Genomic DNA, 24,497 nt, shown 5'->3' with positions numbered 1-24,497 from the left:
TCATGGTTATTTTATCTGTTGCCGATACCTTCATTCGGCGACCAGTCTTGGCAACAGTTTGTACTCTGCTGATTTTGCTGGTGGGTGGTATAAGTGTCCCCTTACTGCCGATTAATAATCTGCCAGAGATTGCCCCGATTCAAATTCAAACTACTAGCGCCTACATTGGAGCCGATGCCCAAACTGTTGAAGACACGGTAACAACAGTAATCGAGCGGCAGATAAACGGGGTGGAAGGATTGCAATACATGACTTCCACCAGTGGAAACGATGGTACTAGCTCAATTTCGGTACAGTTTCCGCCTTCTACAAGTCGCAATATTAACCAAGTCAACGTTCAAAACCGAGTGGCGATCGCCACTCCCACACTACCAAGTTCCGTTCGCCAAACTGGTGTAACTACTCTTGCGCGTTCTAGTAGCATTTTGTTGGTCTACGGTATATACAGCGAAAACAATGAATATGACAGCATCTTTTTGAGCAACTATACCGATTCCTTTTTGATTGATTCAATTAAAAGAATACCGGGAGTGGGAGATGTCAATATAGCCGGTAGACGACAGTATGCTATGCGATTGTGGCTCGACCCTAATGCCCTTGCTAGTCGAGGTTTGACCGCCACCGATGTATCGACAGCCCTAAATTCTCAAAATATTCAAGTGGGGGCGGGATCGATTGGTCAAGCGCCTACAGACCCAGACCAACCTTACAACTTCGCGCTGCGAGTACAGGGCAGATTTAAGGACGCGAAAGGATTTGAAAATTTGGTACTCAAGACCGAAGCTGACGGCACATTGGTAAAGCTCAAAGATATCGGTCGCGCAGAATTAGGAGCGGAAGACTACAGTTCTACGGCTTTAGTTCAAGGTAAACCGGGCGTTGCCATGATTATCTACCAGCTTCCAGGTAGTAATGCCCTCCAAGTTGCCGCCGCTATTGAAGCCCAGATGGAGGAATTAGCAAAAAACTTCCCCCCCGGAATGGCAGAGGAAATTGTTTATGACACAACTACTTTTGTGGAAGTTTCCATTGAAGAAGTGCTGAAAACATTGGAAGAAGCGATCGCTTTAGTTGTGCTAGTAATTTTTATTTTTCTGCAAGACTGGCGAGCAACAATTATTCCGGCGATCGCTGTTCCGGTGTCTCTACTGGGGGCGTTGGCTTTTGCCTATATGTTGGGATTTTCTCTAAATACATTAACCATGTTTGGGTTAGTGCTGGCAACAGGTCTAGTAGTAGATGACGCGATTATTGTTGTAGAAGGGATCTCCGCCAAGATGGAACAAGGCATGAACGCGCGTCAGGCAGCATCGGAGGCAATGGAGGAGCTAACAGGAGCGGTAATTGCTACGTCTTTGGTGTTAATGGCAGTGTTTGTACCAGTTTTGTTTTTTCCTGGCGCAACGGGAATTATGTATCGCCAGTTTGCAATGGTAATTATCTGTTCTATTGCTATTTCTGCCTTTAACGCTCTTAGCTTTACCCCTAGTATGTCGGCGATTTTCCTGCGCCACACCCACGGAGAAGGTAGAGGCCCGCTTGGCTGGTTTTTTCGCAAGTTCAATCGCGGCTTTGGTTGGGTAACCGATCGCTATCAACAGACTGTCCGCTTCTTAATTCGGGTGCGGATAATTGTTATTGGCGTATTTGTGCTGGGATTATTTGCTACGGCGATCGTGTATACTTCCGTTCCCTCTGGTTTTGTCCCTCAAGAAGATCAAGGGTTGATTGTCGGCATTATTCAAGCTCCCGATGGCGTTCCCCTTAACTACACAGAGAAAGTAGCAAGCACGGTTTCTCAAACTCTTGCCAAAGTTCCCGAATTAAGAGCCTCAGTAGTTCTTCCGGGCTTTGGACTTAATGGTAACGGGCCAAATCAAGGAACTTTCTTTATCCGGCTCAAACCTTGGGAAGAACGAAAAGGCGAAGAACACGCCGTTCCCGCCATTGTGGAACGCCTCAACGGGCAGCTAGGTCAAAATCAAAATGCTTTTGTAACTACGTTTAATGTTCCCGCCGTTTCCGGCTATGGAACCAGTGGCGGCTTTGAGTTTCAGCTTCAAGACCGCACTGGCGGACAATTGAGCATCGATCAATTTTTAGCTGCGGCTCAACAGTTGATTGCTAAAGCAAATGAAAATCCGCTTCTAAGTCAGGTTTTTACGCAATTTACGGCGGGTACTCCCCAATATCAAATTGATATCGATCGCGATCGCTTGGAAGCATTGAATGTTGATTTTGGTCAGGCGATTGGTACGTTAGGGGCTTATATGGGCGGGCAATATGTAAATGATTTTACCTTTGCTCAACGCAGTTATCGGGTCTACATTCAAGCCGATCAGCAGTTTCGTAACTCCCCTGATGATATTGGACAAATTTATGTACGAAGTCGTAGTAATAATTTGGTGCGCCTCAGTGAAGTTGCAACGGTAACACCGATTACCGGGCCCCAAACGATCAGTCACTTTAACTTGTTTCGCACGATCAAAATCCAAGGCAATCCTGCACCGGGTTATAGTTCAAGTCAAGCTATTACTGCTATGCAGGAGACTTTTGCCGAATTTGAACAATCGGGGCTTGGCTACGACTGGACAGGGCTTTCTAGAGAAGAAATCAGTTCTGGGGGACAAGCTGTATTGGTGTTTGGGCTGGGGTTGTTGGTGGTTTTTCTAGTTTTGGCGGCTCAGTACGAAAACTATGTCGATCCATTTATTATTCTCTTGACTGTACCGTTGGCAATTTTGGGCGCGATGATATTTGTTTCCCTGCGGGGTTTGGTAAACGATATCTACTGTCAGGTGGCGCTAGTGATGCTGATTGGTTTATCGAGTAAGAACGCAATTTTGATTGTAGAGTTTGCCAATCAGTCCAGAGAACAAGGAATGACGATCACCCAAGCGGCAATTCATGCCGCCCAACAACGTTTTCGTCCGATTTTGATGACCGCTTCGGCTTCTTTGGTTGGCTTTTACCCGCTTGTGGTGGCAACGGGTGCAGGTTCAGCAAGTCGCTGGTCGCTTGGTACGGCGGTTTTTGGCGGCTTATTAGTTGCCACATTGTTGAGCTTTTTATTAGTTCCAGTGTTGTATGTAGTAATTAAAAATCTCTACGAATTTGCGTTCAAACGTCCCAAACCTCCAAGTTCTCCACCACCAAATTTAGGCAAGGATGATGCCAACGCATCCGTTGATGGTAAAAATCGCACCGAAGCTATAGTTAAGTTTCAAGGGTGATGGGGCAAGTAGTTAATGCACCCAATGACAAAGCCAAAATCTTTGTTAGTGTGCGATCGCTTTAGTTGGAGAAATGTTGTGGTTCTAATCTAGACAACTCTATACACTGTGCTTCCGCAGCTTGATAGGCCGCTAGATATTCTTTACCGCCTAGCATAACTTCGCCGTAGTATTCGTAAGGTGCATTACCGTAAATGGGTAGAGGATCATCTTCGGGATAATCTTCTTTTGATTCGTCAATGATGGCTTTAAGTTTTTTGACTTTTAAGCTTTGGGCGGGAAAATAGTAGAGATTTTGCGCGTCTAGACTCAATGAAACAAAAGTAGGGTCGATAATTTTGTCGTCAAGCTCAATCCAGCCATATTCCCTAATTGCATAAGGCTCAACTCCCACAACTAAAAAGCCTTGCACGTACAAATAATTGTTATCGAGCATTGCTGCTTGATAGGCATTGTCAAAGCATTTATTCGCCTTACTACCAATCTGTTCGGCGATTTGGGTGGAAAGATTTATGTCTAAAGATTTGCTCATGTTTAAGCAATTAAGCCGGAAATATTTTTATTGTACTTGCTACATTCAATTTTACTTTCGCACCTACGGGTAAGACTTGGCTAATAGCTGTCCTAGCGTGTAATTCTTTCCCCGAAGGCGTAAGCAAACAGTAGCGATACTCTCTCCCCAAAAAGCGCCGACTGTGAATCATTACTGCTCCATCGGATTCTGTCGGTTCTATTAGCAAATCTTCCTCACGAATCATTAAGTCGGCTTTTTTTTCTCCCACATCAGAGGCGGCAAAACAGCCAACTTCCGTTGTCCACAAGTCGCCCTGACGCTCGGCAAAGATGAAATTAGCTCCGGTGACAAATTCGGCGACAAACCGGGAGGAAGGTTGTGTATAGACTTCTTGAGGCGTACCGATTTGTTCTAATTTACCTTTACTCATGACTGCTACTAAATCGGCGATCGCTAATGCTTCTTCTTGATCGTGAGTCACAAACACTGCCGATGTTCCCGTTGCTTTTAAAATATCTCTAATTTCTTCTCGCAATCGTAACCTTACTTGCACGTCTAAATTGCTCAAAGGTTCATCTAACAACACTAACGGCGGTTGAGGCGCTAAAGCACGCGCAAGAGCTACTCTTTGCTGCTGTCCTCCCGATAGTTGATAAGGATAGCGTTTTTCTAACCCAGTTAAACCTACTAATTCAATTAATCGTCTAGCGGCGGCTTTTTCTAGCTTTTTCAACCCAAAAGCTACATTTTCCACAACTGTTAAGTGCGGAAACAAAGCATAATCTTGAAACACCATCCCCAAACGGCGTTTTTCTGGCGGAATCCAACAATTATTACTTGCAACTTTGCGCCCAGCAATTTCAATACTTCCGGTTTCTGGATGCTCAAATCCAGCAATTAACCTTAGTAAAGTAGTCTTTCCGCAACCAGATGAACCCAGTAATGCTAGGATTCCTTGGGGTAAGTTCAAACTTACGTCCGCCACTGCTTGACTTTCGCCAAACCACTTACTCACACCATCAAGCTGTAAAATTTTCTCCATAACTCTTTTTTATCTTATCTTTGGCTCGTTTTCTGCTCGTGCAACAATAGGGGCAAAGTTGAACCTATACAAATTACTAACATTGCCAATGATCCCACCGCCGCATCGCTAAAGGATACATTTTCTGTAGCTTTCCAAATCTCTGTTGCCAAGGTATCAAAGCCAATCGGGGCTAAAAGCAACGTTGCGGGTAATTCTTTAATTGCGGTCAAAAATACCAAAACTGCCCCATTCAACACCCCAGGACGCACCAAAGGGAAAGTAATTTCTTTCAATGTCTGCCAAGGCGATCGCCCCAAAAGCCTAGCTGATTCTTCTAACTGCGGATGCAATTGCAACAGTGAAGTTCTAATTGTGCCTACAGATTGGGGCAAAAATAGCACCAAGTAAGCAAATACTAGCATCGGCAAAGTTTGGTACACCCAAGGCAAGTATTGAGAACCTAGAAATACTAATGATATAGCGACAACTATTCCCGGTAAGCCAAAACCAATATAACTACACCTTTCAATTGCTGTAGTTACGCGACTGGGAAACCTGACGGCTAATATTGCTACAGGAATGGCGCAAATAGTGGCAATTATTGCTGTAGAACCCGCCGCTACGATAGAGTTAAGGGCGGGATTTGCGATCGCACTCCAAGAAGCCGTACCATACGCCCCATCGCTACTTGTCAAGCCTCGCCACCACCAAAACACTGTCACGCCAACGGGCAAAACTAAGCTTAAACTAACGACGATCGCACAAAATAATAAAGCAATTACTTTACTAGCGCCCAGTTTTACAATTACAGGTGGACGATTAATTGATAAATTGCGACTGTAATAAGCAGCGCGCGATCGCACTTTATACTCTAACCACAATATCCCCAACACCAAAGCCACCAATAGCATCGCCAGCGCCGCCGCTTGGTTGCGATTGAAACTTGACTTGTATTGCAGAAAAATCACCCGCGTAAAAGCATCAAACCGCATTAATGAAGGTGTACCAAAATCCCTTAACGCATACAAAGCTACCAGCAAACCGCCAGCAATTATTGATGGGCGCAATTGTGGTAACAATACCCGAAAAAATGTACTTAATTGATTTAAACCCAAACTCCTCGCCGCTTCTACTGTCGCCGGATCGATTAACATCAATCCCGCTCGTACACTAAGAAGTAGGTAAGGATAAGTAAACAGTGTCAGCGCCAAAATAGTCCCAAACCAGCCGTAAATCTCCGGTAATTGAGTTACGCCCAAGGGTTCTAACCATAGCTGCAATAAGCTACCTGTGGGTCCAAAAGCGGCAATTAAGGCAAAACTACCTACATAGCTAGGTACAGCTAGAGGTAAGGTAGTCGCAATTAACCAAAACTTTCGCCCAGGTAAATCGGTTTGTAAGGTTAAAAATGCAAGAGGTACGGCAATTAAGGCACTAAATAGGGTTACTAAAGCTGCCATTCCTGCACTATTGAACAATACAGTTAAGGTGCGGGGACGAGATACTAAATTAATTAGCTTTTCTGTACCTACACCTGCCGTCCTAATTACAAGATAGGTCAATGGTAAAGTAATTGCGATCGCTGTAATAGTCGCGATCGCAATTAAAAATAACGGTGGTGAAGAAGCCTTACGCCTCAAAGTACCTCTGCTTCTTGAAGTAACTCTATAGTGCCTTGCAAATCAGACAAGTTGCTAAGGTCAACTTTAGGTGGTTTAAGCTGACTGAGAGGAATTTGTTTTTGCGATGCTTGAATGCCTTTTACCAACGGATACTCGTTAGTTTCTTGAGCAAAATAAGCCTGGGCTTTGGGAGTTAGCATATAAGCTAAAAACTTGTCAGCATCGCTCTTTTGGTCAGTAGTATTTAATACTGCCAATCCTGCTACATTCACCATTGCGCCAGCATCTCTGCGTGTATAGTGATGGGCTACAGGAAAATTAGCATTGTCTTTGGTAAATCTATAGAGATAGTAGTTATTTACTAATCCTAAAGAGATTTCGCCTTTACCTACCGCTTCTACGATCGCGGCATTTTTGGCATAATCTTTTGTCCCGTTGGCTTTCATTGCCTTTAACCATGCCAAAGTCTTTTGATTGCCTTCTAGCAAACGCATAGCAGTAACAAAAGACTGAAAAGAACCATTTGAAGGGGCCCAACCTATTTTCCCGCGCCATTTGGGATTAGTTAATTGGGCGATCGCTGTGGGTAATTCGCTGGGTTTGACTAGCTTTGTATTGTAATCAATTACTCGCGCCCGTCCTGAAATACCGATCCATTGTCCCGCCGAGGAGCGAAATTGTGGCTCTACTTTGGCTAGTAAGGTATTAGAAATAGGTAATGTGCGTTTTTCTTTGGCTAAAGCCCCTAAAGCACCAGCGTCTTGAGCAAAAAATATATCGGCGCGGCTGCGATTACCTTCTTCTATTAATGCGATCGCAAGTTCCGCCGTATCGCCGTATCGTACCTCAATATCCATCCCCAAATCTTTCTCAGCTTTGGCAATTAAGGGCGCAATTAATTTTTCTTCTCTACCAGAGTAAATAGTCAGCGTTTTTTGTTGTGCTGCTTTACTACTAAACGCTATTCCCCCACCTACAACTATTGCCGCCGCTACGATCGCCGAAATTTTCCCTAACTTAGTCGCCACTAATTTTTTATCCTCATATATTTAACTAGCTATCTATTCGAGCGCCAAGTTTGGCGAAGAAATCCTTACTCCCAACTTTTTTGCCTGAACGACGTTAGCTTTACTTTCAAAAAATACCATTAAATAGCTACTTATTTAAGAAGTTTTTGCAAACCATTTTTGTTAAAAACAAGGTAAAAATATTAACAAGTGCTTATTTTACAGTCTTTACAGGCTATTTTTAGCTTCAACTTATTGCAAATGATTATGACTAAGCTTTACAATTAGTCTGTTGCTGTTAGGAAACTTGGTTGAAAGCGAGTTCAAAACTTGGTGGAGTAAAAGTAGGGAATAATAAATTCATGACGCACACCAAACACTCACCGCCATCATTAAGTAAGATGTGGAAACCAATGTGGTTAGCCTCTTTGGGCTTGCATGGCTTGCTACTGGTAATTCCCATACCTTCAACGGAAACACCTAAACCAACGAAAAAGCCCCAAGAGTTAGTCAAGCTAACTCCCGTCACACCTTCGCCCGTCAATAAGATAGTCACGCCAAAACCAACGCCTAAAGCTAGTAGTCGCCCCCCAGTACCACAAAAAGTAGTAGCTACAAAACCAATACCGCGTACCGTCGCGACAAAACCAATACCGCGTACCGTCGTTAAAAATTCTCCTCGTCCAGTTGTTGCACCGACTCCTCAAAAGCCTGCAACACCTGTGGCAGTTAATCCTTTACCGCAACCTACAGAAATTGAGCTAGATTCAACAACTCAAGAATTACTCCCGCCGCCTCAAGCTATTCCTTCGGTGTCTCCTAGCCCTGTAACCATTGCAACAAAGGCAATTAATGGTGTACCTGTCGATCCAAATTGGCAAGCTGTAGAACAGCCCAACGAAGTCATGGCGGAGGCTGAAATGTTTACCCAGCCTGACGGGACGCTACATCCCGATATTGTAGGTAAAGTTGCTCAAATTCCTGACAAAAGCCCCGATATAGTGTTTGATGAGTTCTTTCGTTTGCAATTAGCAACTGCCAATTTTAATGTTGAGCCTTCCGGTACTTATGCGGCGGGGGGCGGACTTTATAAATTAACTCCTAAAGATAATTCTCCTGCTCTTTATTTAGCTTTAGCGCCGGATAAACAAGGTACGGGTACAGTAGTGACTATTTGGAATAAATACCCCAGTCCCGTTGAACCCACAGAAAGCAAAATTTTAAATTAACATTGAATAATTCAATGTAAAGATATTTAATGGGAACTCGATATTTAGGAACAATTGAGGAAGTTACAGCTTTAGATGCTTACATTAAACTCGTTAGAGCCACAGAATCAGTAACTCATCGCCTCCAGCCTTATTTAGAAACTTATAAGCTAACGGTTACTCAGTTTGGCGTACTAGAAGTATTGCTTCACTTGGGCGCAATGCACCAACGCGACTTAGCCGAGAAATTACTTAAAAGTGGCGGAAATATTACTTTAGTAATTGATAACTTAGAAAAACGACAGTTAGTAAAACGCGATCGCGAAGTAGGCGATCGCCGATGTATATCTGTATCCCTTACCCCGGCAGGCAAACAGCTAATTAGCGATATATTCCCGGCTCATGTAGAGGCGATCGCCGAGCAAATGAAGATTTTGAGCTTAGACGAACAAGCAGAGCTAGGGCGCTTGTGTAAGAAGCTGGGAAAACAAAAATAAGCCTTTTTACTCAAACCCACATATGCAGTCCTAATGTAAAGCATCCCCAAGTCTTGATACTTCCCGATCAATTTAATGTATCAACAGCTCCCTTTTCCCATCGACAACAAATAGCTATAGCCTATGATTCAAAGTTTTGGAGTCAATACAACGCCGCATTTAATATGAGTTTTTTAAGCGGGTAACGCGATTCGAACGCGCGACTTTCACCTTGGCAAGGTGACGCTCTACCACTGAGCTATACCCGCAGTTTTTGACCGCGAAACTCATTCTCTCAAATTTAAGAATTAATGTCAAGCTTTTTGCCCAAACTATTCCGCCGTCAACTCACTTAGCTGCGCCGAGGCACTTTTTAACGACGATGGCAATTGATTATAATCGCTGCTAGCGCGCATACTACGCATTAAACTCGCCATTTCTAGAGCATTCATGGCATAATCCCAGCCTTTATTGCTTTTAATGCCTGCTCTTTCCATTGCTTGTTGCATGGTATCAGTAGTCAAAATCCCAAATATTACCGGGACTCCCGTTTGAAAACCTACCGCCGCAATCCCTTTAGCCACTTCTCCCGCTACATAGTCAAAGTGGGGAGTTTGACCTTTAATAACTGCACCCAAACAAATAATTGCATCATAGCGCCCAGTTAAAGCTACTTGGTGGGCGACTAAAGGAACTTCAAAACTACCAGGAACCCAAAAATAATCTACTTGAGTACCGTGAGGATTGGGGTCTACACCGTGACGCTTCAGGCAATCTTGACAGCCTTCTAATAACTTAGTTGTAATCAAGTCATTGAATCGCCCAATCACTATTGCTAGTCGTAACGGTTCGGTTTGAGTAAAAGTCCCCTCAAAAACTGCCATCAATCTCTCTCACATAAACAATACAAAAATTAGCTATTAGCTTTTTGGGCAATTGCAGACTCAAAAATAAGCTAATAGCTACAGCCTAACTTAAGCAACCAAAAAGTTTAAAGCACCTACCAAAAATACTAGCCCAATCCAGGCAAAAGAGCCTAGCCAGAGCAATTTTTTCGATTCGTTCCAGCTTTGGGGAGTCGCGTAAGCAACGGGAACGCCAATAACCATTGCAAAGGATAAGCCAACTAGGGCTAGTAAAGCAATTTGGAATAGGATTGTGAACATTGATATTTCTCCTAGGGGGACAAAAAAAATTGAGTATAAAACTTGCTATGTTTCTAGCATTTCCTATAGTTACGCTATCAGAAATTGAGCCACTATAGAAAGTAAGAGTAGAGAAAGAATTTTTGCCCAGATGAATCTAATTTTGTGCCACACCACCGCCGATTTTGATACGCTGGGAGCGGCAGTAGGTTTGACGCGCTTGTTGCCAGGTAGCCGAATTGTTATCCCTGGCGGCTGTCACCAAGTAGTACGGGATTTTTTGGCACTGCATAAAGATGAGTATGCAATTATTGAGCGCCGCGCCGTTAATCTCGAACAAATTAGACTAATTGCGGTAGTAGATACGCAAAATAAGACTCGTTTGGGAGTCGTCGCCGAATGGTTGGATTTACCGCAGTTGGAATCGGTAATCGTTTACGACCATCATTTGGATAGTCAGCTAGATATTCCGGCTACAGAAACAAACATAGCGGATGTAGGTGCAACTACGACGCTAATTGTCGAAGAATTGCAAACAGCCAATATTGACCTCACCGTTGCGGAAGCGACAGTTATGGCTTTAGGTATTCATGTCGATACGGGTTCTTTGACCTTTCCCACTGCTACCGCGCGAGATGCTCAAGCTTTGGCGTGGTTGATGCAGCAAAAAGCCTCCTTAGCAATGGTTAATGAGTACCTAGAGCCGGGTTTATCCAAACAATTACAGCCACTACTATTAACGGCAATTAATAGCCTGCAAACCACAAAAATCAATGGCTACAGTGTTGGTTGGGTAATGCTCAAAACTTCCGACCATGTACCGGGTTTATCGGGGTTAATTTCGCAATTAATGCAGCTAACGGAAAGTGACGCAATCCTATTAGGGGCAAGCTATAAAGATAAGTTAACAGTAATTGGGCGATCGCAAATTCCCCAAACAAACCTCAATACTTTGTTTCAACCCTTGGGTGGCGGTGGTCATTATCAAGCTGCGTCTTTATCTTTGCGCGGAGTAGCTACAGAGGAAACTTTAAAGCAATTGGTAGACAGTTTTATTAATCAAGTTCCCCACCCACCCACAGCGCGAGATTTAATGTCGTCTCCAGTGCGGACTATATTGCCAGAAACGACGATTGCAGAAGCTCAAAGAATTTTACTGCGCTACGGTCATTCGGGTTTATCGGTGGTGGATGAAGCGGCTAAAATAGTAGGGATTGTATCGCGGCGAGATATTGATATCGCTTTACATCACGGCTTTAGTCACGCTCCCGTTAAGGGCTACATGACTACAAATGTAAAAACTATTACTCCCACTACAACTTTACCGGAAATTCAAGAAACGATGGTAACTCACGATATTGGGCGCTTACCTGTTTTAAAATCGGGTCAATTGGTGGGTATAGTGACGCGCACCGATATATTACGGGAAATGCACCAAGAAAAAGCCCGAAAAATCCAAAATAACGATAATTCCCTAGTTGTTAATCCCTCTCTGCTCAATTTACTCAATAATCGTCTAAATCCAGCCTTACAAACTCTGCTGAAAACTGCTTCTGTAGCCGCAGAAAAACGCGGTTGGCATTTGTACTTAGTTGGTGGCGCTGTCCGAGACTTATTGTTAGCTCAGGGAGAGGCGGCGGTACTAATTCAAGATATTGATTTAGTAGTTGATGGCTTTCATAGTGCTACAGATGTAGGCGCGGGGGTAGAACTTGCTCAAGCCTTACAAAAATCTTACCCTCAAGCTCGATTAGAAGTACACGGCGCTTTTCAAACGGCGGCTTTGTTGTGGCATAAAGACCCAATTTTAGATTCTTTATGGGTAGATATTGCTACCGCGCGAACGGAATTTTATCCTTATCCGGCGGCGAATCCTGAAGTTGAAGCAAGTTCTATTCGTCAAGACTTGTATCGGCGCGATTTTACAATTAATGCTTTGGCTATGCGGCTAACTAATCCGCGTGAGGGGGAATTATTAGACTTTTTTGGCGGAATGCGAGACTTGCAAGCCAAACAAATTCGAGTTTTACACGCCAATAGTTTTATTGAAGATCCTACAAGAATTTATCGCGCTGTCCGCTTTGCTGTACGTTTGGGTTTTGAAATTGAACAGCGCACTATTGAGTATATTCGTTACGCCATTTCTAGCGGCGTTTATAGCCAAACAGATCATAAAACTAGACCCGCTTTGCAAACTCGTCTCCGCAGCGAGTTAAAATACCTTTTACGATCGCCTTATTGGCAAGCTGGACTAAGATTACTCGCAGACTTGGATGCGACAAAGTGCATTCATCCCGATTTAAAATGCGATCGCACTCTATGGCAGCAGTTACGGCTTTTAGAACTATTAAAACGCGGTTTCTCTCCTAGTTGGTTGTTACGACTAGAAGTATTAATCGCTCAGTTACTACCAATAGAGCGCGGTTTAGTAGCCAAAAACTTACAATTGCCCGATGACAGTATTAAAAGGCTAGAAAATTTAGCGGATGCAGAAGCTAAAGTTAGAGAATTACTACCAACTTCACCCAAAAGTCAAGTAGTCCAACTACTGAAACCCTACGATGAAGCGACTTTAATGTTGGTTATGGTACGCACTTCTAAAACTGTTCGCCGTCAAATTTGGCTATACCTTCATTGTTGGGCAAATATTCAAGCGCCGCTTAATGGTGATGACCTCAAAAAACTAGGCTACAAACCAAGTCCACAGTTTCGGCAAATGTTAGAAGATTTACTTGCGGCGACTTTAGACGGAATTATAAGCGATCGCTCTAGCGCTGAAAAGTTTTTATCTATTCACTATCCATTGTAAAGTAAAGTAAAGAAGTTTTTAGTTTCTGATGCTCCCTCAATCTCTACTACGGTGGAGGCGGCGACTTAAACAACCAAGCTATAATTTTCGCGTATGGAGCGTTGAAACAATTTATGACTAATCCTTTAATTCATGCCTTTTTTGTTGGTCGGGCTGTAGCTGAAATTGCTAACGAACATTTAGAAAACGCTTTAACCGATGCTTTAAGCGAACTAGGTAAATTTGATGCCGAACAGCGCGAACGCCTGCGCCAGTTTACAACGGAAGTCATGGAAAGAGCTAACCGAGAAACAGCAAACAATTATAGTGGTTCTAGCACTACAACAGTTTCCTCTCCCGGTTCAGCGCCCACAGACGTACAAGCGACAATTGACGAACTTAGAGCCGAAATTGCTCTACTAAGAGCAGAACTACAACGTCACCGTAGTAGTTCTACTTAAAGTTGGGAAAAATAATTAAATTTGTGTTTGTAGGGATAATTTACCCTAAAAATCTTAATGGCTTGCTGCTGCATTTTCTAACCTCCTGCAAAAATAACGATTAGGAATTCGAGTGTCTCTTTCTCCTCCTGTCAAAAATTCCATCAAAACTAAGTCTGACCGCAAACGTAGTTCGATGGTGTATAAAGATAATGCCTATCGCTGGAATCGGAACAATTACTCCCGAAATCGGCGCTTTTTTGACATATGGTCGTTTGTGCTGTCTTTAATGACGGGTTTTTGGGTCAACAAAAAATCTTGGAGCTATCCCGGCGGAGTTACGGAAGAAAAACGCAAGGCTAGACGGATTGAGCAAGCGGTTTGGATTCGTAACACTTTGCTAGAACTAGGACCAACGTTTATTAAAGTCGGTCAATTGTTTTCTACTCGCGCCGATTTATTTCCCAGCGAATACGTTGATGAACTTGTCAAACTTCAAGACAAAGTTCCGGCTTTTAGTTACGAGCAAACAAAAAATATTATCGAGCAGGAGTTAGGAAAAACCATCCCCGAACTATTCCAAAATTTCGAGCCAATTCCCATAGCGGCTGCTAGTTTAGGACAAGTTCACAAAGCTACCCTGCATTCTGGAGAGATTGTCGCTGTTAAAGTTCAGCGTCCCGGATTAAAAAAATTATTTGAGATTGATTTAGGAATTCTTAAAGGTATTACTCGTTACTTTCAAAGTCACCCAGAATGGGGTAGAGGTAGAGATTGGCTAGGAATTTATGATGAGTGTTGCCGAATTTTATGGGAAGAAATTGAATACTTAAATGAAGGACGCAACGCCGATACCTTTCGCCGCAATTTCCGCGCTCACGATTGGGTAAAAGTACCGCGAGTTTATTGGCGCTATACGTCTCCCAGAGTGCTGACTTTAGAATACGTCCCAGGCATTAAAATCAGTCACTACGAAGCCTTGGAAGCGGCGGGTTTAGATCGCAAACTTCTAGCACGTCAAGGAGCAGAATCTTACTTAAGACAGTTGCTTAATCATGGATTTTTTCACGCCGATCCCCATCCTGGTAATTTGGCTGTAAGTCCCGATGGCTCGTTGATTTTCTACGATTTCGGGATGATGGGACAGATTCGTACAGATGTGCGAGAGCAATTGATGAAAACGCTGTTTGGTATTGCTCAAAAAGATGCGGGTCAAGTAGTTGCGTCTTTAGTGGAATTAGGAGCGATCGCACCTACCGATGATATGGGCCCAGTAAGGCGCTCGATTCAATATATGTTAGATCACTTTATGGATCAACCCTTTGAAAATCAATCGGTCAGCGCCATTAGTGAAGACCTCTATGAGATTGCTTACGATCAGCCTTTTCGCTTTCCCGCTACCTTTACCTTTGTCATGCGGGCTTTTTCAACCTTGGAAGGTGTAGGCAAAGGTTTAGATCCAGAATTTAGTTTTATGGAGGTTGCAAAGCCTTTTGCAATGGAAATTATGACAAACGGTAATGGTTCTCAAGGAAATACTTTTCTCAATGAATTAGGTCGTCAGGCGGCGCAAGTCAGCACCACAGCACTCGGCTTACCGCGACGGCTAGAAGACACCCTAGACAAGCTAGAACGCGGCGATATTCGGATGCGTGTCCGTTCCATTGAAACCGAGCGCTTGCTGCGTCGTCAAAGCAATATTGGACTAGCTACTATTTATGCCTTGGTACTTAGCGCTTTGACTTTATCGGCAACTCTATTACTAATTAATCGTTATTTGTGGTTGGCAGGAATTGCCGCGATCGCGGCGGCAGCATTGGGGGTTGTTTTGATGCGGACAATTATCCAACTCGATCGTTACGATAAAACCTTTTAGGTAATGGGTTAAGCAGTTTCCAATCACCAATTCCGCAGCAAAGAAATCTTTGCTGCGGTTTTTTAAGTACATATACTTACCTTTGTTCAGTTTAAGCATTTTTGAGCTTGTCAACTTGCTAAAACTACCTGTAGTTTTCCGTATTAACACTATTGTGAAATTTATCTCTTAAGGTTTATATGGAATTACACATTTAGAAGTAGGTGCATTTTGTCAAATCTTTGTTATATTTTTTAATACAGCAAGGTTAGTTTTGACAAAGCGCCAAGCTCTTAAGCAGAAATGCTATTAACGCCTCTATATTTTTTGTTGGAGTCAATCATGAGTAACCCAATTGAACTATCACTAGAACAACAGTTCAGCATTCGCTCCTTTGAAACTCAAGTACAGCAAATGAGTCACGAACAAGCTCAAGACTTTTTAGTGAAGCTATATCAACAAATGGTGATGCGCGAAGCTACTTACAAGGAGCTAATCAAGCACCAATGGGGTTTTGAAGGTGGAGTTTAAATTCAGCTAATGTTTTTTAACAGTCCACTAAGGGCGACCTCCTTCTCTAGCTGAATTCTGCGGGCAGAAAATGGCTGGGGCTGTCGGGGCGTTACTTTAAAACTATTAAGGTGGAAAAAACCTCTAAGCTGGTAACTATAATAATTGTCACGCCAAAAATATAGCGCTACAAAGTTACATTAAAAACCGAGTCCAAACCAGAAGGTTGCAACTTGGCTAAAATCTGCGGTTTCAGCTTCTCAAACTCTTGCCGGAGAAGACTTTTACTAACTTGAGCCTCGGCAACAGAAACCAGATTTTGGCTAGTCATCACCCACTGTTGCAATTGTTGGCGCTGCAAAGGCGCGATCGCCATTAACAAAGTCTTACAAACACACTCCGGGGACTCCCTAGCAAATAGCAACAAACGGTAAGAACCAGATTCTCCTAATAATCTAGTTATTTCTTGACCTTGACGAGTTTTTAAGTCCATATAATAAGCCAGCCACTTAACACCGTGTTGGGCATTGTAAAGTGCTGTAATCCACAACATCATTGGGTGAGGAGTGCTGATAAACAAAAATTGATTAAAGCGTGTCCCCTGCAAGCGCTTTTGAATTTCCTGTTGGGGTAACATCACCCAAAGAGCCGAAATAATTTCGCCTTTAGTGCGAATGGGTTGGGGAAAAACAATATCGGCGATCGGCTTATTTTTGGGCCAGGCTGTAGGTTGAAAAACTGGATCGTCAGAAAAAGATCGATCTAAAAATGGCACTCCCATCGTTAGAGAGCGGTTAATACTTTCCTCTTGAAGGAGTGGTAAGGGTGGTGAAGGATTAGATACAACTACCAGACTTTGTTTTTGTTCCAAAGCGACGATCGCCTCAAGAATTTCCCCGATAGTTTGGGGGCGATCGTCAGGAGACTTAGCCAAACAACTAAGTACCAAATCTTCTACCTCTTTGGGGATAACTAATTTAGTACCAGTAGAGGCAAAAGAACGCGGAATTTGGAAGTGATGAGCTTTGTACCAACCGCCAAAGGACTCGGTATTTGCTTGAAACGGCATACTACCTGTAATCATTTCAAACATCATCACGCCCAGACTATAGATGTCAGAGCGCGGATCGATATCATTGCCTTCCATTTGTTCCGGGGAAGAATAAGCTAGAGTCCCCAAATAATATTTAGTTTGGTTGCTATCACCCTGGATTAGTTTAGCAATTCCAAAATCTAATACTTTGACCAATTCACCAAAACTTGGATCTTGGACTACAAGCATATTGCTAGGCTTAATATCCCGGTGAATAATTGGACAGATTGCCCCATCAACCAAAATACCTTGGTGAGCGCATTGTAAGCCCAAGCAGATTTGCCGCGCCAAACTTAAAAACCTAGCTAAAGTAACTGGTTGCAAACGAACCGCATCATTGAGGTTTTCGCCTTGCAAATATTCCATCACATAAAAAGGAGTGTCATGTTCGTCTACACCGTAATCCATGACGCGGACGATATGGATGCTTTTTTGTCCTAGTAGGGCGCAAGTTTTTGCTTCAGTCTCAAAGCGCTCTTTGACACGAATTTTTTTGTTTTGAATTGACAGGGCGAGAAATTTGACAGCTACTGGTACGCCACCCAACAAAATATCATTGGCACAATAAACTTGCCCCATCGCTCCAGTGCCGATTAATTTTTGAAGCTGATAGCGTTTAGCTAATAAACGACCAATGTTGGGATCTGTCATAGGAGGAGAGTAACTATTCAATCAATTGGGAGCTTGTAAGCAACGAGCTAAATTTTTACAGCAATTAAGCAGTGACGAACTTAGGATACCCATTTTCTTTACTGTACTAACTAATAATATTGTCAAAAATTTGATGAATATCTCCTAGGAGCATTTTTTGTCTTGCACCAGTAACGGTGGGTAAATTGCCAGCAATACCCAGATTGCGCCAGTAGGCTAACACAGCAAAGGCGATCGCTTCTTTAAAGTCTGCACTTAATCCTACTTCATCGGTAGTTATTACGGCGGAGCTTTGTAGAAGGGTTTGCAGCCGATTAGTGATATAGAGATTTTTACTACCACCACCACATAATAAAACTCGATTCGGCAGTTGAGGTAAAAAAGTATGGTAGCTATGCACGATTGAGGCAACAGTCAATTCGGCAAGAGTAGCTATTTTATCGACGGCACTAAGTTTGTAAGCTTCCATATCCGCGAAACATTCTTGGAGGTATAACGCACCAAATAACTCTCGCCCGGTAGATTTTGGTGGTGACTGTCCAAAAAAATTTTGCCCCAGCCACTGCTCTACTAATTTATCGCAAGGCTTACCGCTTGTTGCCCAAAGCCCATGGCGATCGTAAGCTTGAGCGCCATCGGTTAAGTGCTGCATGGCTAAGTCAATTAGGGAATTTGCTGGGCCTGTATCCCATCCGCGAATTTCTGCTAGCCAATGGGGATTGCTGCGAGGAGGTAAGTAAGCTACGTTTCCAATCCCGCCTAGATTTTGAACGCAGGTAGATTTTTCTGGATGACTGAGAAGATAAGCGTCTACTTTTGGCACTAAGGGCGCACCTTCTCCCCCGGCGGCGATATCTCCGGCGCGAAAGTTGCTGATAGTTGGAATTCCCGTAAGTTGAGCAATTAAGTCGCCCCTACCGAGTTGGAGGCTATAAGCTAAAGAATGAGGAGTAGTGGGGTCAAGGGGTCGATGATAGACTGTTTGTCCGTGAGAACCAATTAGTGACGCGCCGCCATGCTTTTGAATATCTAGGGCAGCTTGGGCGAAGCTACAAGCAATCTCGTCGTCAAGCACTGCTAGTTCTGCCATTGATAGTTCTTTGCCGCCGCCAACTGCCAAAATTTGCGCTGACAATTTTTCTGGGTAAGGATAGGTTTCCCCAACTAAAAGCTCAACTTTTAAGTCTAATTCTGTTCCTGTTATGTCTACTAATGCTGCATCAATGCCATCTACGGATGTCCCACTGATTAAACCAATTACACGGGTCATAATAAAGTTAGTTTTTTATTTTTAGAGTTTAAACCCGATCGCCTACTTAAGCTCTGCCTTCGATAAGGATGGGGCGGTTATTTTTTCAGTGGCGATGATGTGCAAGTCAATATTTCTCAGCAATCGCATCAATTGTTGAGTCAAAGAGCCTTGAAATAACATTTTCCACCGCGATCACTGACTTTCGCCAATCACAATTTGGGTAATATGTTTTTCTTGGGCAACTTGAGCGATCGCACTGGGAATATTTTGGTCTTTAATATGGATAAATTCGCCGCCAAATTCTCGACATAGTTTCTCGCAAGTCTCAATATGCAAGCTTTCTTCTTTGGTAAGAAAGCGATCTTCATTGGCAACATACAAGGCATAAAGCGGCGCATTCATATAGCCCGCTATTCTCGCTCCCCGGCGCAATAATTGCATAGAATTGGGATAAGTGGAGACACAAACTAAAACTCGTTCGTGAATATTGCAAAATTTTCCGGCGGGAGTGGAAGAAATGGCATCATCTTCTACATTGTCGGCGACTTCCCGTAGCGCTAATTCTCGCAGCGCAATTAGGTTGCGGCGTTGAAAAAAGTTTTGTAAAGACTGTTGAATTTTTTGCGGCGCGTAGATTTTACCGTCTTGGAGGCGCTCAATTAAAGTTTCGGGGGTAACATCAATTACAACAACTTCGTCAGCTTCTTCCAACAGGCGATCGGGGACTCGTTCGCGGACTACAACCCCAGTTATCCTAGCTACTAGGTCATTAAGGCTTTCTAGGTGCTGAATATTCACCGTAGAATAGACATCAATACCAGCATTTAAAATTAGTTCCACGTCTTGGTAGCGTTTTTCTGTGGGAGAACCGGGGACGTTGGTATGAGCTAATTCATCTACTAATACTAAAGAAGGCGATCGCTCGATAATTGCTTGAGTGTCCATCTCGGTTAGTGTCAATTCACCGCGCTCAATTTGTTTGCGGGGGATTATTTCTAAATCGAGGGCTTTAAGAGCCGTTCCTTTGCGCCCGTGAGTCTCTAGCAAGCCAATAACGACATCAATTCCCTCTTGTTTGAGCATTTTGGCTTCTTCAAGCATTCGGTAAGTTTTGCCTACCCCTGGAGCCATCCCAATAAAGATTTTATGTTTACCCCGACGCGCTGAACGAATAAAAGAGTTTGTAGAAGTCATTGCTGGATGGGTAATTGGTAATTGGTAATAATTTTTATTTTGCCTTTGGACTTAGCAAGACAAGGGAAGTTTAAAATTGGGTTGATTTTACTAAGTGCATTCCCGCCTTAGCAAATTTTTCAAAGGCTGACTCCGCTTGTTCGGTGTAGTCTACAACGCCGGGGACTACTACAGGGCTTGTACAATCTTCCAAAATGTATATCTTCTGTGCCAGAAGTGGATCTATTTGGTTAATTTCTGTTAGTAAGTCGTCAATTGTCCAAGCTACACAATGACTTTTTGCTTGTCCGGCAATAATTACTTTATCAAATGCTAGTAATTGTTCAATTAAGCGGGTATTTTTTGGCGCTAGTTGCTTTCCACCTACACCTTCTAGCACTTCAGGACGCAAAACTGAGTAGTTTTCTGTTAAAGGATTATTACCTTTGATTTCAAACTGAGTTTGGCTGTCGCGAGCAATGCAATGGAAAAATACAGCTTCTTCTACGGCGGAAACTAAAGCGTGACCAATACCACCAAGCATAGAATGATAAAACCAGACGGTTAATGGATATTTACCATTTTGACTTAATTGCTTGACGTAATGCAGGGCGTGGTTTTGCAGCGTTTCGTAATCGGATTTTAAACTATAGGCAACGGCGGGGTTGACTTTCCACTTTCCTTGTTCGATATCTTCTGGCGTGATATTGGTAGCGGCAGGGGTGGGGTGATTTCCGGCGGCATTTATCCAAAATATCGGGTGAAAAATTTGCATTGCTGTGTGAGTATCAAGGGTAGGTGCGATCGCGCTTATTGACCCTAAATTGCGATAAATAAACTCACACAGCCTTTTATTATCCTCTACAGCACCATTTCCCGATTGTCCGCCTACAAACAGTTCAAAGCCAGGAATGCAAAAAGTATTTTGCACATCGATTAATAGCAAACAAGTTCGCTCTTTGTCCTCAAAAGCTGGCTTAATATTATACTTTTTTGCCCAGTCTCTAGCTTGTTCTGCTCTTTCAAGGTAAGGTACGCGCCAAACTTCTCCTACTTTTTGAGCATCGAAGTGTGGGGGAATTGGTAACTGGGTTTTGGTTTCCATATATAAGCAAGCAAGGTTTAAGGGCTTACTTCAATTTTATATTTTTAGCCAGTTATGACACTAATCAACAATTTGAGCGTAAAAAAGCTAATCGCTAAGATACCGACGCTGAATATAAATAATCCAGCTATCAGGAGAAAAATAAACCAGGGATTTTTCTTTTCAACTGCTTGAGGAATATTGAGATGAGCTTCGACTAATTCAAAGTTTTTGGTGTTAGCTTTCCAAGCCACATCGAACAAATCCCCAACTACTGGAAGCGTACCTACAGCACTTTCTAAAACGATGTTAGACACCATTTTAAGTAACGTTTCTTTGGGTAAACCTAGCCGCGCCGCTTCTATTACTAAGTAAGCTGAAAGGACTGTACCTAAAAAGTCTCCCGCACCGGGGATTAGTCCTAATATGGGATCTAAGCCAAACCGAAACTTTGTCCCCGGAATGCCAATAGCACTATCTAGCAAGCGGCTAAACTTACGCAAACGGTTGAGAGTAGCAAGTTTCGAGGGAGCAACCATAGAGGCAAATTGAACAGGTTGAGACATAGACCTAATTTATCGCGCTTTATCTATGCAAATATAATTGAGTGGCGATCGCGCTCTAGCTACAGCTAGATTTAGGAAGCGGAAATTTTTGGCGATCGCATGGCTTCGCCCACGGTAACATTTAATTGATCGCCCACTAAAAGCACTACAGCACTCATATACAGCCACAGCATCAAAACAATTACCGCTCCCACTGCGCCATACACTTGATTGTAGTTGCCAAAATTGGACGCATACAGCCGAAATAAACCAGATACCAACGCCCAAGAAACCGCCGCTAAGAAAGCTCCGGGCATAATTGGTGTACCAGCATCCCAAACACTTGGCCCATAACGGTAGACAAAAGCAAAAGCCGCCGAAACAATCGCTAAAGCCAAGGGCCAGCGCAGCAGTTGCCAAACAACTAATAAGATGTAAAAACCACTTTCACGGACAAAATAGTTCAGCAACCAATCGCTAATAAAAACTAAAAAAGAAGCTAATACAAGCAAACCAATTGTGCCAATAGTTAAGCCAATAGAGATAATTTTTGCTTTCCAAAAAGGACGTATCTGTTTAGCAGGAATTTGATGAATTTGATCTAAAGCATTCATCGCCGCACTTAATGCCCCACTAGCTGCCCAAATTGCCACAATAAAACTCAGAGAAAATAAGCCTGTATTTTTGGTTTGGGTAATTTGCCTGGCAAAATCCCGAATTAATACTAAAGCTTCATCGGGGGCAACTTTACTAATTTGCACGGCTAAATCTCGAAAAAATGATTGCAACGATTCTTCAAATAAACCGATCGCTGTCAAGATAGCCAAAATAGCTGGAAATAACGATAGCATTGCATTGTAAGCAATTTCTGAAGACAATCCTAGTAGCCGTCGTTCGCCTACACGAGCAATAGTTTTGATGATTGTCGCCCAACGCAAATAGTAAAAAAACCTAATAAAGCGAATTGCGCGCATAAGTTAGCAGGCGTACCAAGGAAAAATTAGTATATTTAGATATTTTTATTAGCAGAAATGCTCTGCAATAACTGCTCGATTTGCTCAGATTTTTGCTCGTTGCGTTGGGACTTAAATAAATTTTGGGCTTTTTCTAGAGATAGCGTTGCTTCTGGTAACTTTTCTAACTTCATAAAAGCCGTTGCTAATCTAACTTGAGCCTCAGCATTTTTGGGAGCGCGAGCAATCAACGTTGTAAACTGAGTCACCGCCTCCTCTATTTTATTTTGCCCCATTAACGATTCGCCTAACAGCAGACGAGCAATATCGTTACTAGGATGTCTAGAAAGCACGTTGACAAAAACAGACTCCGCACTTTTATAGTCTTTTTTTTGGTACAACTTGACACCGCGATCGTACAGAGAAGCCATTGTTATTCCTTCCCACACAAAAAAAGCAAGTGCAATCAAGCTCGCAGCAACGACAACCGCCGCAATTAGATGAGTTTGTCCAGAGGTTTCAATCATTTATAGCTTTTATCCATTACTTGTAACGAGAGTAACTTTATTAGAATTTGCGTAGAAGTAGCTCGTTTGTGCAAAATACTCCTTTCTCATGATAAGCAAGTCGGAATTCAAAAAATCCCAAAAATTTTCAGCCATTCAACAAATTATTAAAAGGTGTGAAAGTTTACCAGTAATTGACGAGCGGACTCCCGATGAGATATTGGGCTATGAGCAGAGTCCGAGCGGACTGTGGGGTGATTGTTGTAGTTATGCGATCGCCAAATATCTCAATCAGTCATTATTGTTTAAAGGCGACGATTTTTCTAAAACTGACATTCAAACAGTTACCTAGCATTCATCTATGACTACTCAAATCGAAGCCGAACTAGAATCAGCCTTAATTGCCCAACTGCAAAGCCTGAAATGGGGTTGGAGTAGCAACGGAGAAAAAAAATGTTTTGCCTGAAACTCTGTCATAGCAAAGTTTTAATAAGTATAGAATTACTAATTATACAGGCGGTCTAAAAATTTCAAGTGCGATCTCGCACCGGTGAAAGCCCACGCGCGCTCGTTGACTTAACTTGGCTAAAAGCTCTTAGAGTGGTTTTTGTCACACTTGCTACTCAAACGCCGTCTATTAGACCTCTTGAATGAATCTTAAGATCGTCCCCTAAATCCCCCAACTTTGGGGGATTTCAAACTCTGTCTCCCCCCAGAATTGGGGGGTTAGGGGGGCAAAAAATTATTTACGCAAGAAGTCTATTTAGGATTGATATAAAATATTTAAGCAAAAGTTAAGTTACTGCCGATTATCTGACGAATTTCGGTAGTTAAATGTTTATAAGTATCATCTAGCAAAACTGGGGAAGTGCGATCGCAATCAATACCCAAACCTAGATCGACCCAAGACGTGCAACCGCCGTATTCAGTACGATAATCGATAACTTGGGGTACTGGTAGCTTGTAAGTGCGTAGTAACAGAATGTAGATAGGTTGGCGCGGTTTCCATTTTAAGCGAGTTGTGATAAATTCTTCGTTCCAGACATGGAAAGGTAAAAGCGCTTTTACTGTATTTTCTTCACTGACAGGCAAAACATCGGTAATTTCTGCCCAGCTAGATATAGTAACTTGCTGAGGATGCCAGCCGGAAGCTACGGGGGTAACACTGCTTTGATACTCAGGTTTTAAAAGTGCTGGTTGTTGATGTTCGTAAGTGGGATAAAGGAGAATGCGATCGCGCGGGACAACAAATTTACCATTGCTTTCTTTGATGCCGCCTTTACGCAGCAACATAATTGTTTTACCTTGTTCTAAGGCATTAATGGCGATCGCCCATTCTTTGAGTGCGTGACTAATTGAGGACATAGATAGGATTATTTGGGTTCTCAAGCTTATACTAACGCTGGAAACTTGCAATA

The 24,497-nt window shown here is 42.9% G+C and carries 21 protein-coding genes, 1 tRNA gene and 1 pseudogene; 8 read left to right on the top strand and 15 right to left on the bottom strand.

Annotation, left to right across the window (positions count from 1 at the left end):
- Window positions 1-2 precede the first annotated feature (2 nt).
- Window positions 3-3,233: an efflux RND transporter permease subunit gene (locus SYN7509_RS0217390; RefSeq protein ID WP_009633404.1), complete on the top strand. Its 3,231-nt coding sequence runs from the start codon at window positions 3-5 to the stop codon at window positions 3,231-3,233.
- A gap of 61 nt (window positions 3,234-3,294) precedes the next feature.
- On the opposite strand, the gene SYN7509_RS0217385 is transcribed toward SYN7509_RS0217390, so the two are convergent.
- Genes SYN7509_RS0217385 through SYN7509_RS0217370 form a run of 4 tightly spaced genes read right to left on the bottom strand, consistent with a single transcriptional unit; the run spans window position 3,295 to window position 7,421 of the window.
- Entirely contained in the window at window positions 3,295-3,765 is a 471-nt protein-coding gene (locus SYN7509_RS0217385; protein ID WP_009633403.1) for a hypothetical protein, read from the bottom strand.
- Between the two features lie 10 nt (window positions 3,766-3,775).
- Window positions 3,776-4,789: an ABC transporter ATP-binding protein gene (locus SYN7509_RS0217380; RefSeq protein WP_009633402.1), complete on the bottom strand. Its 1,014-nt coding sequence runs from the start codon at window positions 4,787-4,789 to the stop codon at window positions 3,776-3,778.
- A gap of 14 nt (window positions 4,790-4,803) precedes the next feature.
- Window positions 4,804-6,411 (bottom strand): ABC transporter permease, encoded by a 1,608-nt coding sequence (locus SYN7509_RS0217375; protein ID WP_009633401.1) that lies wholly within the window; start codon window positions 6,409-6,411, stop codon window positions 4,804-4,806.
- Window positions 6,408-7,421, bottom strand: a complete 1,014-nt coding sequence (locus SYN7509_RS0217370; RefSeq protein ID WP_009633399.1) for an iron ABC transporter substrate-binding protein — start codon at window positions 7,419-7,421, stop codon at window positions 6,408-6,410. Before SYN7509_RS0217370 ends, SYN7509_RS0217375 begins: the two co-directional genes overlap by 4 nt.
- A gap of 341 nt (window positions 7,422-7,762) precedes the next feature.
- Between SYN7509_RS0217370 and SYN7509_RS0217365 the strand changes: the two genes are divergently transcribed.
- A complete protein-coding gene (locus SYN7509_RS0217365; RefSeq protein ID WP_148298024.1) occupies window positions 7,763-8,629 on the top strand; it encodes a hypothetical protein in 867 nt (288 codons plus the stop codon).
- 29 nt (window positions 8,630-8,658) lie between these two features.
- Window positions 8,659-9,105: a MarR family winged helix-turn-helix transcriptional regulator gene (locus SYN7509_RS0217360; RefSeq protein ID WP_009633397.1), complete on the top strand. Its 447-nt coding sequence runs from the start codon at window positions 8,659-8,661 to the stop codon at window positions 9,103-9,105.
- Between the two features lie 176 nt (window positions 9,106-9,281).
- Here SYN7509_RS0217360 and SYN7509_RS0217355 read toward each other — a convergent pair.
- From SYN7509_RS0217355 to psbZ, 3 genes are all read right to left on the bottom strand, one after another.
- Window positions 9,282-9,353 (bottom strand) — tRNA-Gly (locus tag SYN7509_RS0217355).
- Between the two features lie 63 nt (window positions 9,354-9,416).
- Complete coding sequence (ribH, locus tag SYN7509_RS0217350; RefSeq protein WP_009633396.1) at window positions 9,417-9,968, bottom strand: 6,7-dimethyl-8-ribityllumazine synthase; 552 nt, start codon at window positions 9,966-9,968, stop codon at window positions 9,417-9,419.
- A gap of 90 nt (window positions 9,969-10,058) precedes the next feature.
- On the bottom strand, window positions 10,059-10,250 hold the full coding sequence (gene psbZ / locus SYN7509_RS0217345) for a photosystem II reaction center protein PsbZ (protein ID WP_009633395.1): 192 nt from the start codon (window positions 10,248-10,250) through the stop codon (window positions 10,059-10,061).
- 130 nt (window positions 10,251-10,380) lie between these two features.
- On the opposite strand from psbZ, the gene SYN7509_RS0217340 reads away from it, so the two are divergent.
- The 4 genes from SYN7509_RS0217340 (at window position 10,381) to SYN7509_RS0217325 (ending at window position 15,843) form a co-directional block, all read left to right on the top strand.
- Window positions 10,381-13,038, top strand: coding sequence for a CBS domain-containing protein (locus SYN7509_RS0217340; protein WP_009633394.1), 2,658 nt, complete (start codon window positions 10,381-10,383; stop codon window positions 13,036-13,038).
- Window positions 13,039-13,151: 113 nt separating this feature from the next.
- Entirely contained in the window at window positions 13,152-13,478 is a 327-nt protein-coding gene (locus SYN7509_RS0217335) for a DUF6825 family protein (protein WP_009633393.1), read from the top strand.
- A gap of 175 nt (window positions 13,479-13,653) precedes the next feature.
- A complete protein-coding gene (locus SYN7509_RS0217330; protein ID WP_028954402.1) occupies window positions 13,654-15,333 on the top strand; it encodes an ABC1 kinase family protein in 1,680 nt (559 codons plus the stop codon).
- A 321-nt stretch (window positions 15,334-15,654) separates the two neighbouring features.
- Window positions 15,655-15,843 (top strand): NblA/ycf18 family protein, encoded by a 189-nt coding sequence (locus SYN7509_RS0217325; RefSeq protein ID WP_009633391.1) that lies wholly within the window; start codon window positions 15,655-15,657, stop codon window positions 15,841-15,843.
- A 166-nt stretch (window positions 15,844-16,009) separates the two neighbouring features.
- Here SYN7509_RS0217325 and SYN7509_RS0217320 read toward each other — a convergent pair whose 3' ends face one another.
- From SYN7509_RS0217320 to SYN7509_RS0217290, 7 genes and pseudogenes are all read right to left on the bottom strand, one after another.
- Window positions 16,010-17,566, bottom strand: a complete 1,557-nt coding sequence (locus tag SYN7509_RS0217320) for a serine/threonine-protein kinase (protein WP_009633390.1) — start codon at window positions 17,564-17,566, stop codon at window positions 16,010-16,012.
- 106 nt (window positions 17,567-17,672) lie between these two features.
- A complete protein-coding gene (locus tag SYN7509_RS0217315; RefSeq protein ID WP_009633389.1) occupies window positions 17,673-18,836 on the bottom strand; it encodes an anhydro-N-acetylmuramic acid kinase in 1,164 nt (387 codons plus the stop codon).
- Window positions 18,837-18,878: 42 nt separating this feature from the next.
- Window positions 18,879-20,012, bottom strand: a pseudogene (locus SYN7509_RS26265) (universal stress protein).
- 70 nt (window positions 20,013-20,082) lie between these two features.
- Complete coding sequence (locus tag SYN7509_RS0217305; RefSeq protein WP_009633387.1) at window positions 20,083-21,096, bottom strand: cysteine hydrolase family protein; 1,014 nt, start codon at window positions 21,094-21,096, stop codon at window positions 20,083-20,085.
- Window positions 21,097-21,140: 44 nt separating this feature from the next.
- Entirely contained in the window at window positions 21,141-21,641 is a 501-nt protein-coding gene (locus SYN7509_RS0217300) for a DUF4112 domain-containing protein (RefSeq protein ID WP_009633386.1), read from the bottom strand.
- 71 nt (window positions 21,642-21,712) lie between these two features.
- On the bottom strand, window positions 21,713-22,594 hold the full coding sequence (locus SYN7509_RS0217295) for a YihY/virulence factor BrkB family protein (protein ID WP_009633385.1): 882 nt from the start codon (window positions 22,592-22,594) through the stop codon (window positions 21,713-21,715).
- 35 nt (window positions 22,595-22,629) lie between these two features.
- Window positions 22,630-23,100 (bottom strand): tetratricopeptide repeat protein, encoded by a 471-nt coding sequence (locus SYN7509_RS0217290; RefSeq protein WP_009633384.1) that lies wholly within the window; start codon window positions 23,098-23,100, stop codon window positions 22,630-22,632.
- An 88-nt stretch (window positions 23,101-23,188) separates the two neighbouring features.
- Here SYN7509_RS0217290 and SYN7509_RS31560 point away from each other — a divergent pair, with 88 nt between their 5' ends.
- A complete protein-coding gene (locus SYN7509_RS31560) occupies window positions 23,189-23,431 on the top strand; it encodes a type II toxin-antitoxin system VapC family toxin (protein ID WP_009633383.1) in 243 nt (80 codons plus the stop codon).
- A 431-nt stretch (window positions 23,432-23,862) separates the two neighbouring features.
- On the opposite strand, the gene SYN7509_RS0217275 is transcribed toward SYN7509_RS31560, so the two are convergent.
- Complete coding sequence (locus SYN7509_RS0217275) at window positions 23,863-24,444, bottom strand: DUF1802 family protein (protein ID WP_009633381.1); 582 nt, start codon at window positions 24,442-24,444, stop codon at window positions 23,863-23,865.
- Window positions 24,445-24,497: the final 53 nt, after the last annotated feature.

Origin of the sequence: Synechocystis sp. PCC 7509 (assembly GCF_000332075.2) — a bacterium.
Lineage (GTDB): Bacteria > Cyanobacteriota > Cyanobacteriia > Cyanobacteriales > Chroococcidiopsidaceae > Aliterella.
Note: the sequence above shows the minus strand (reverse complement) of the source record. Positions and strands in the feature narration are given on the sequence as shown.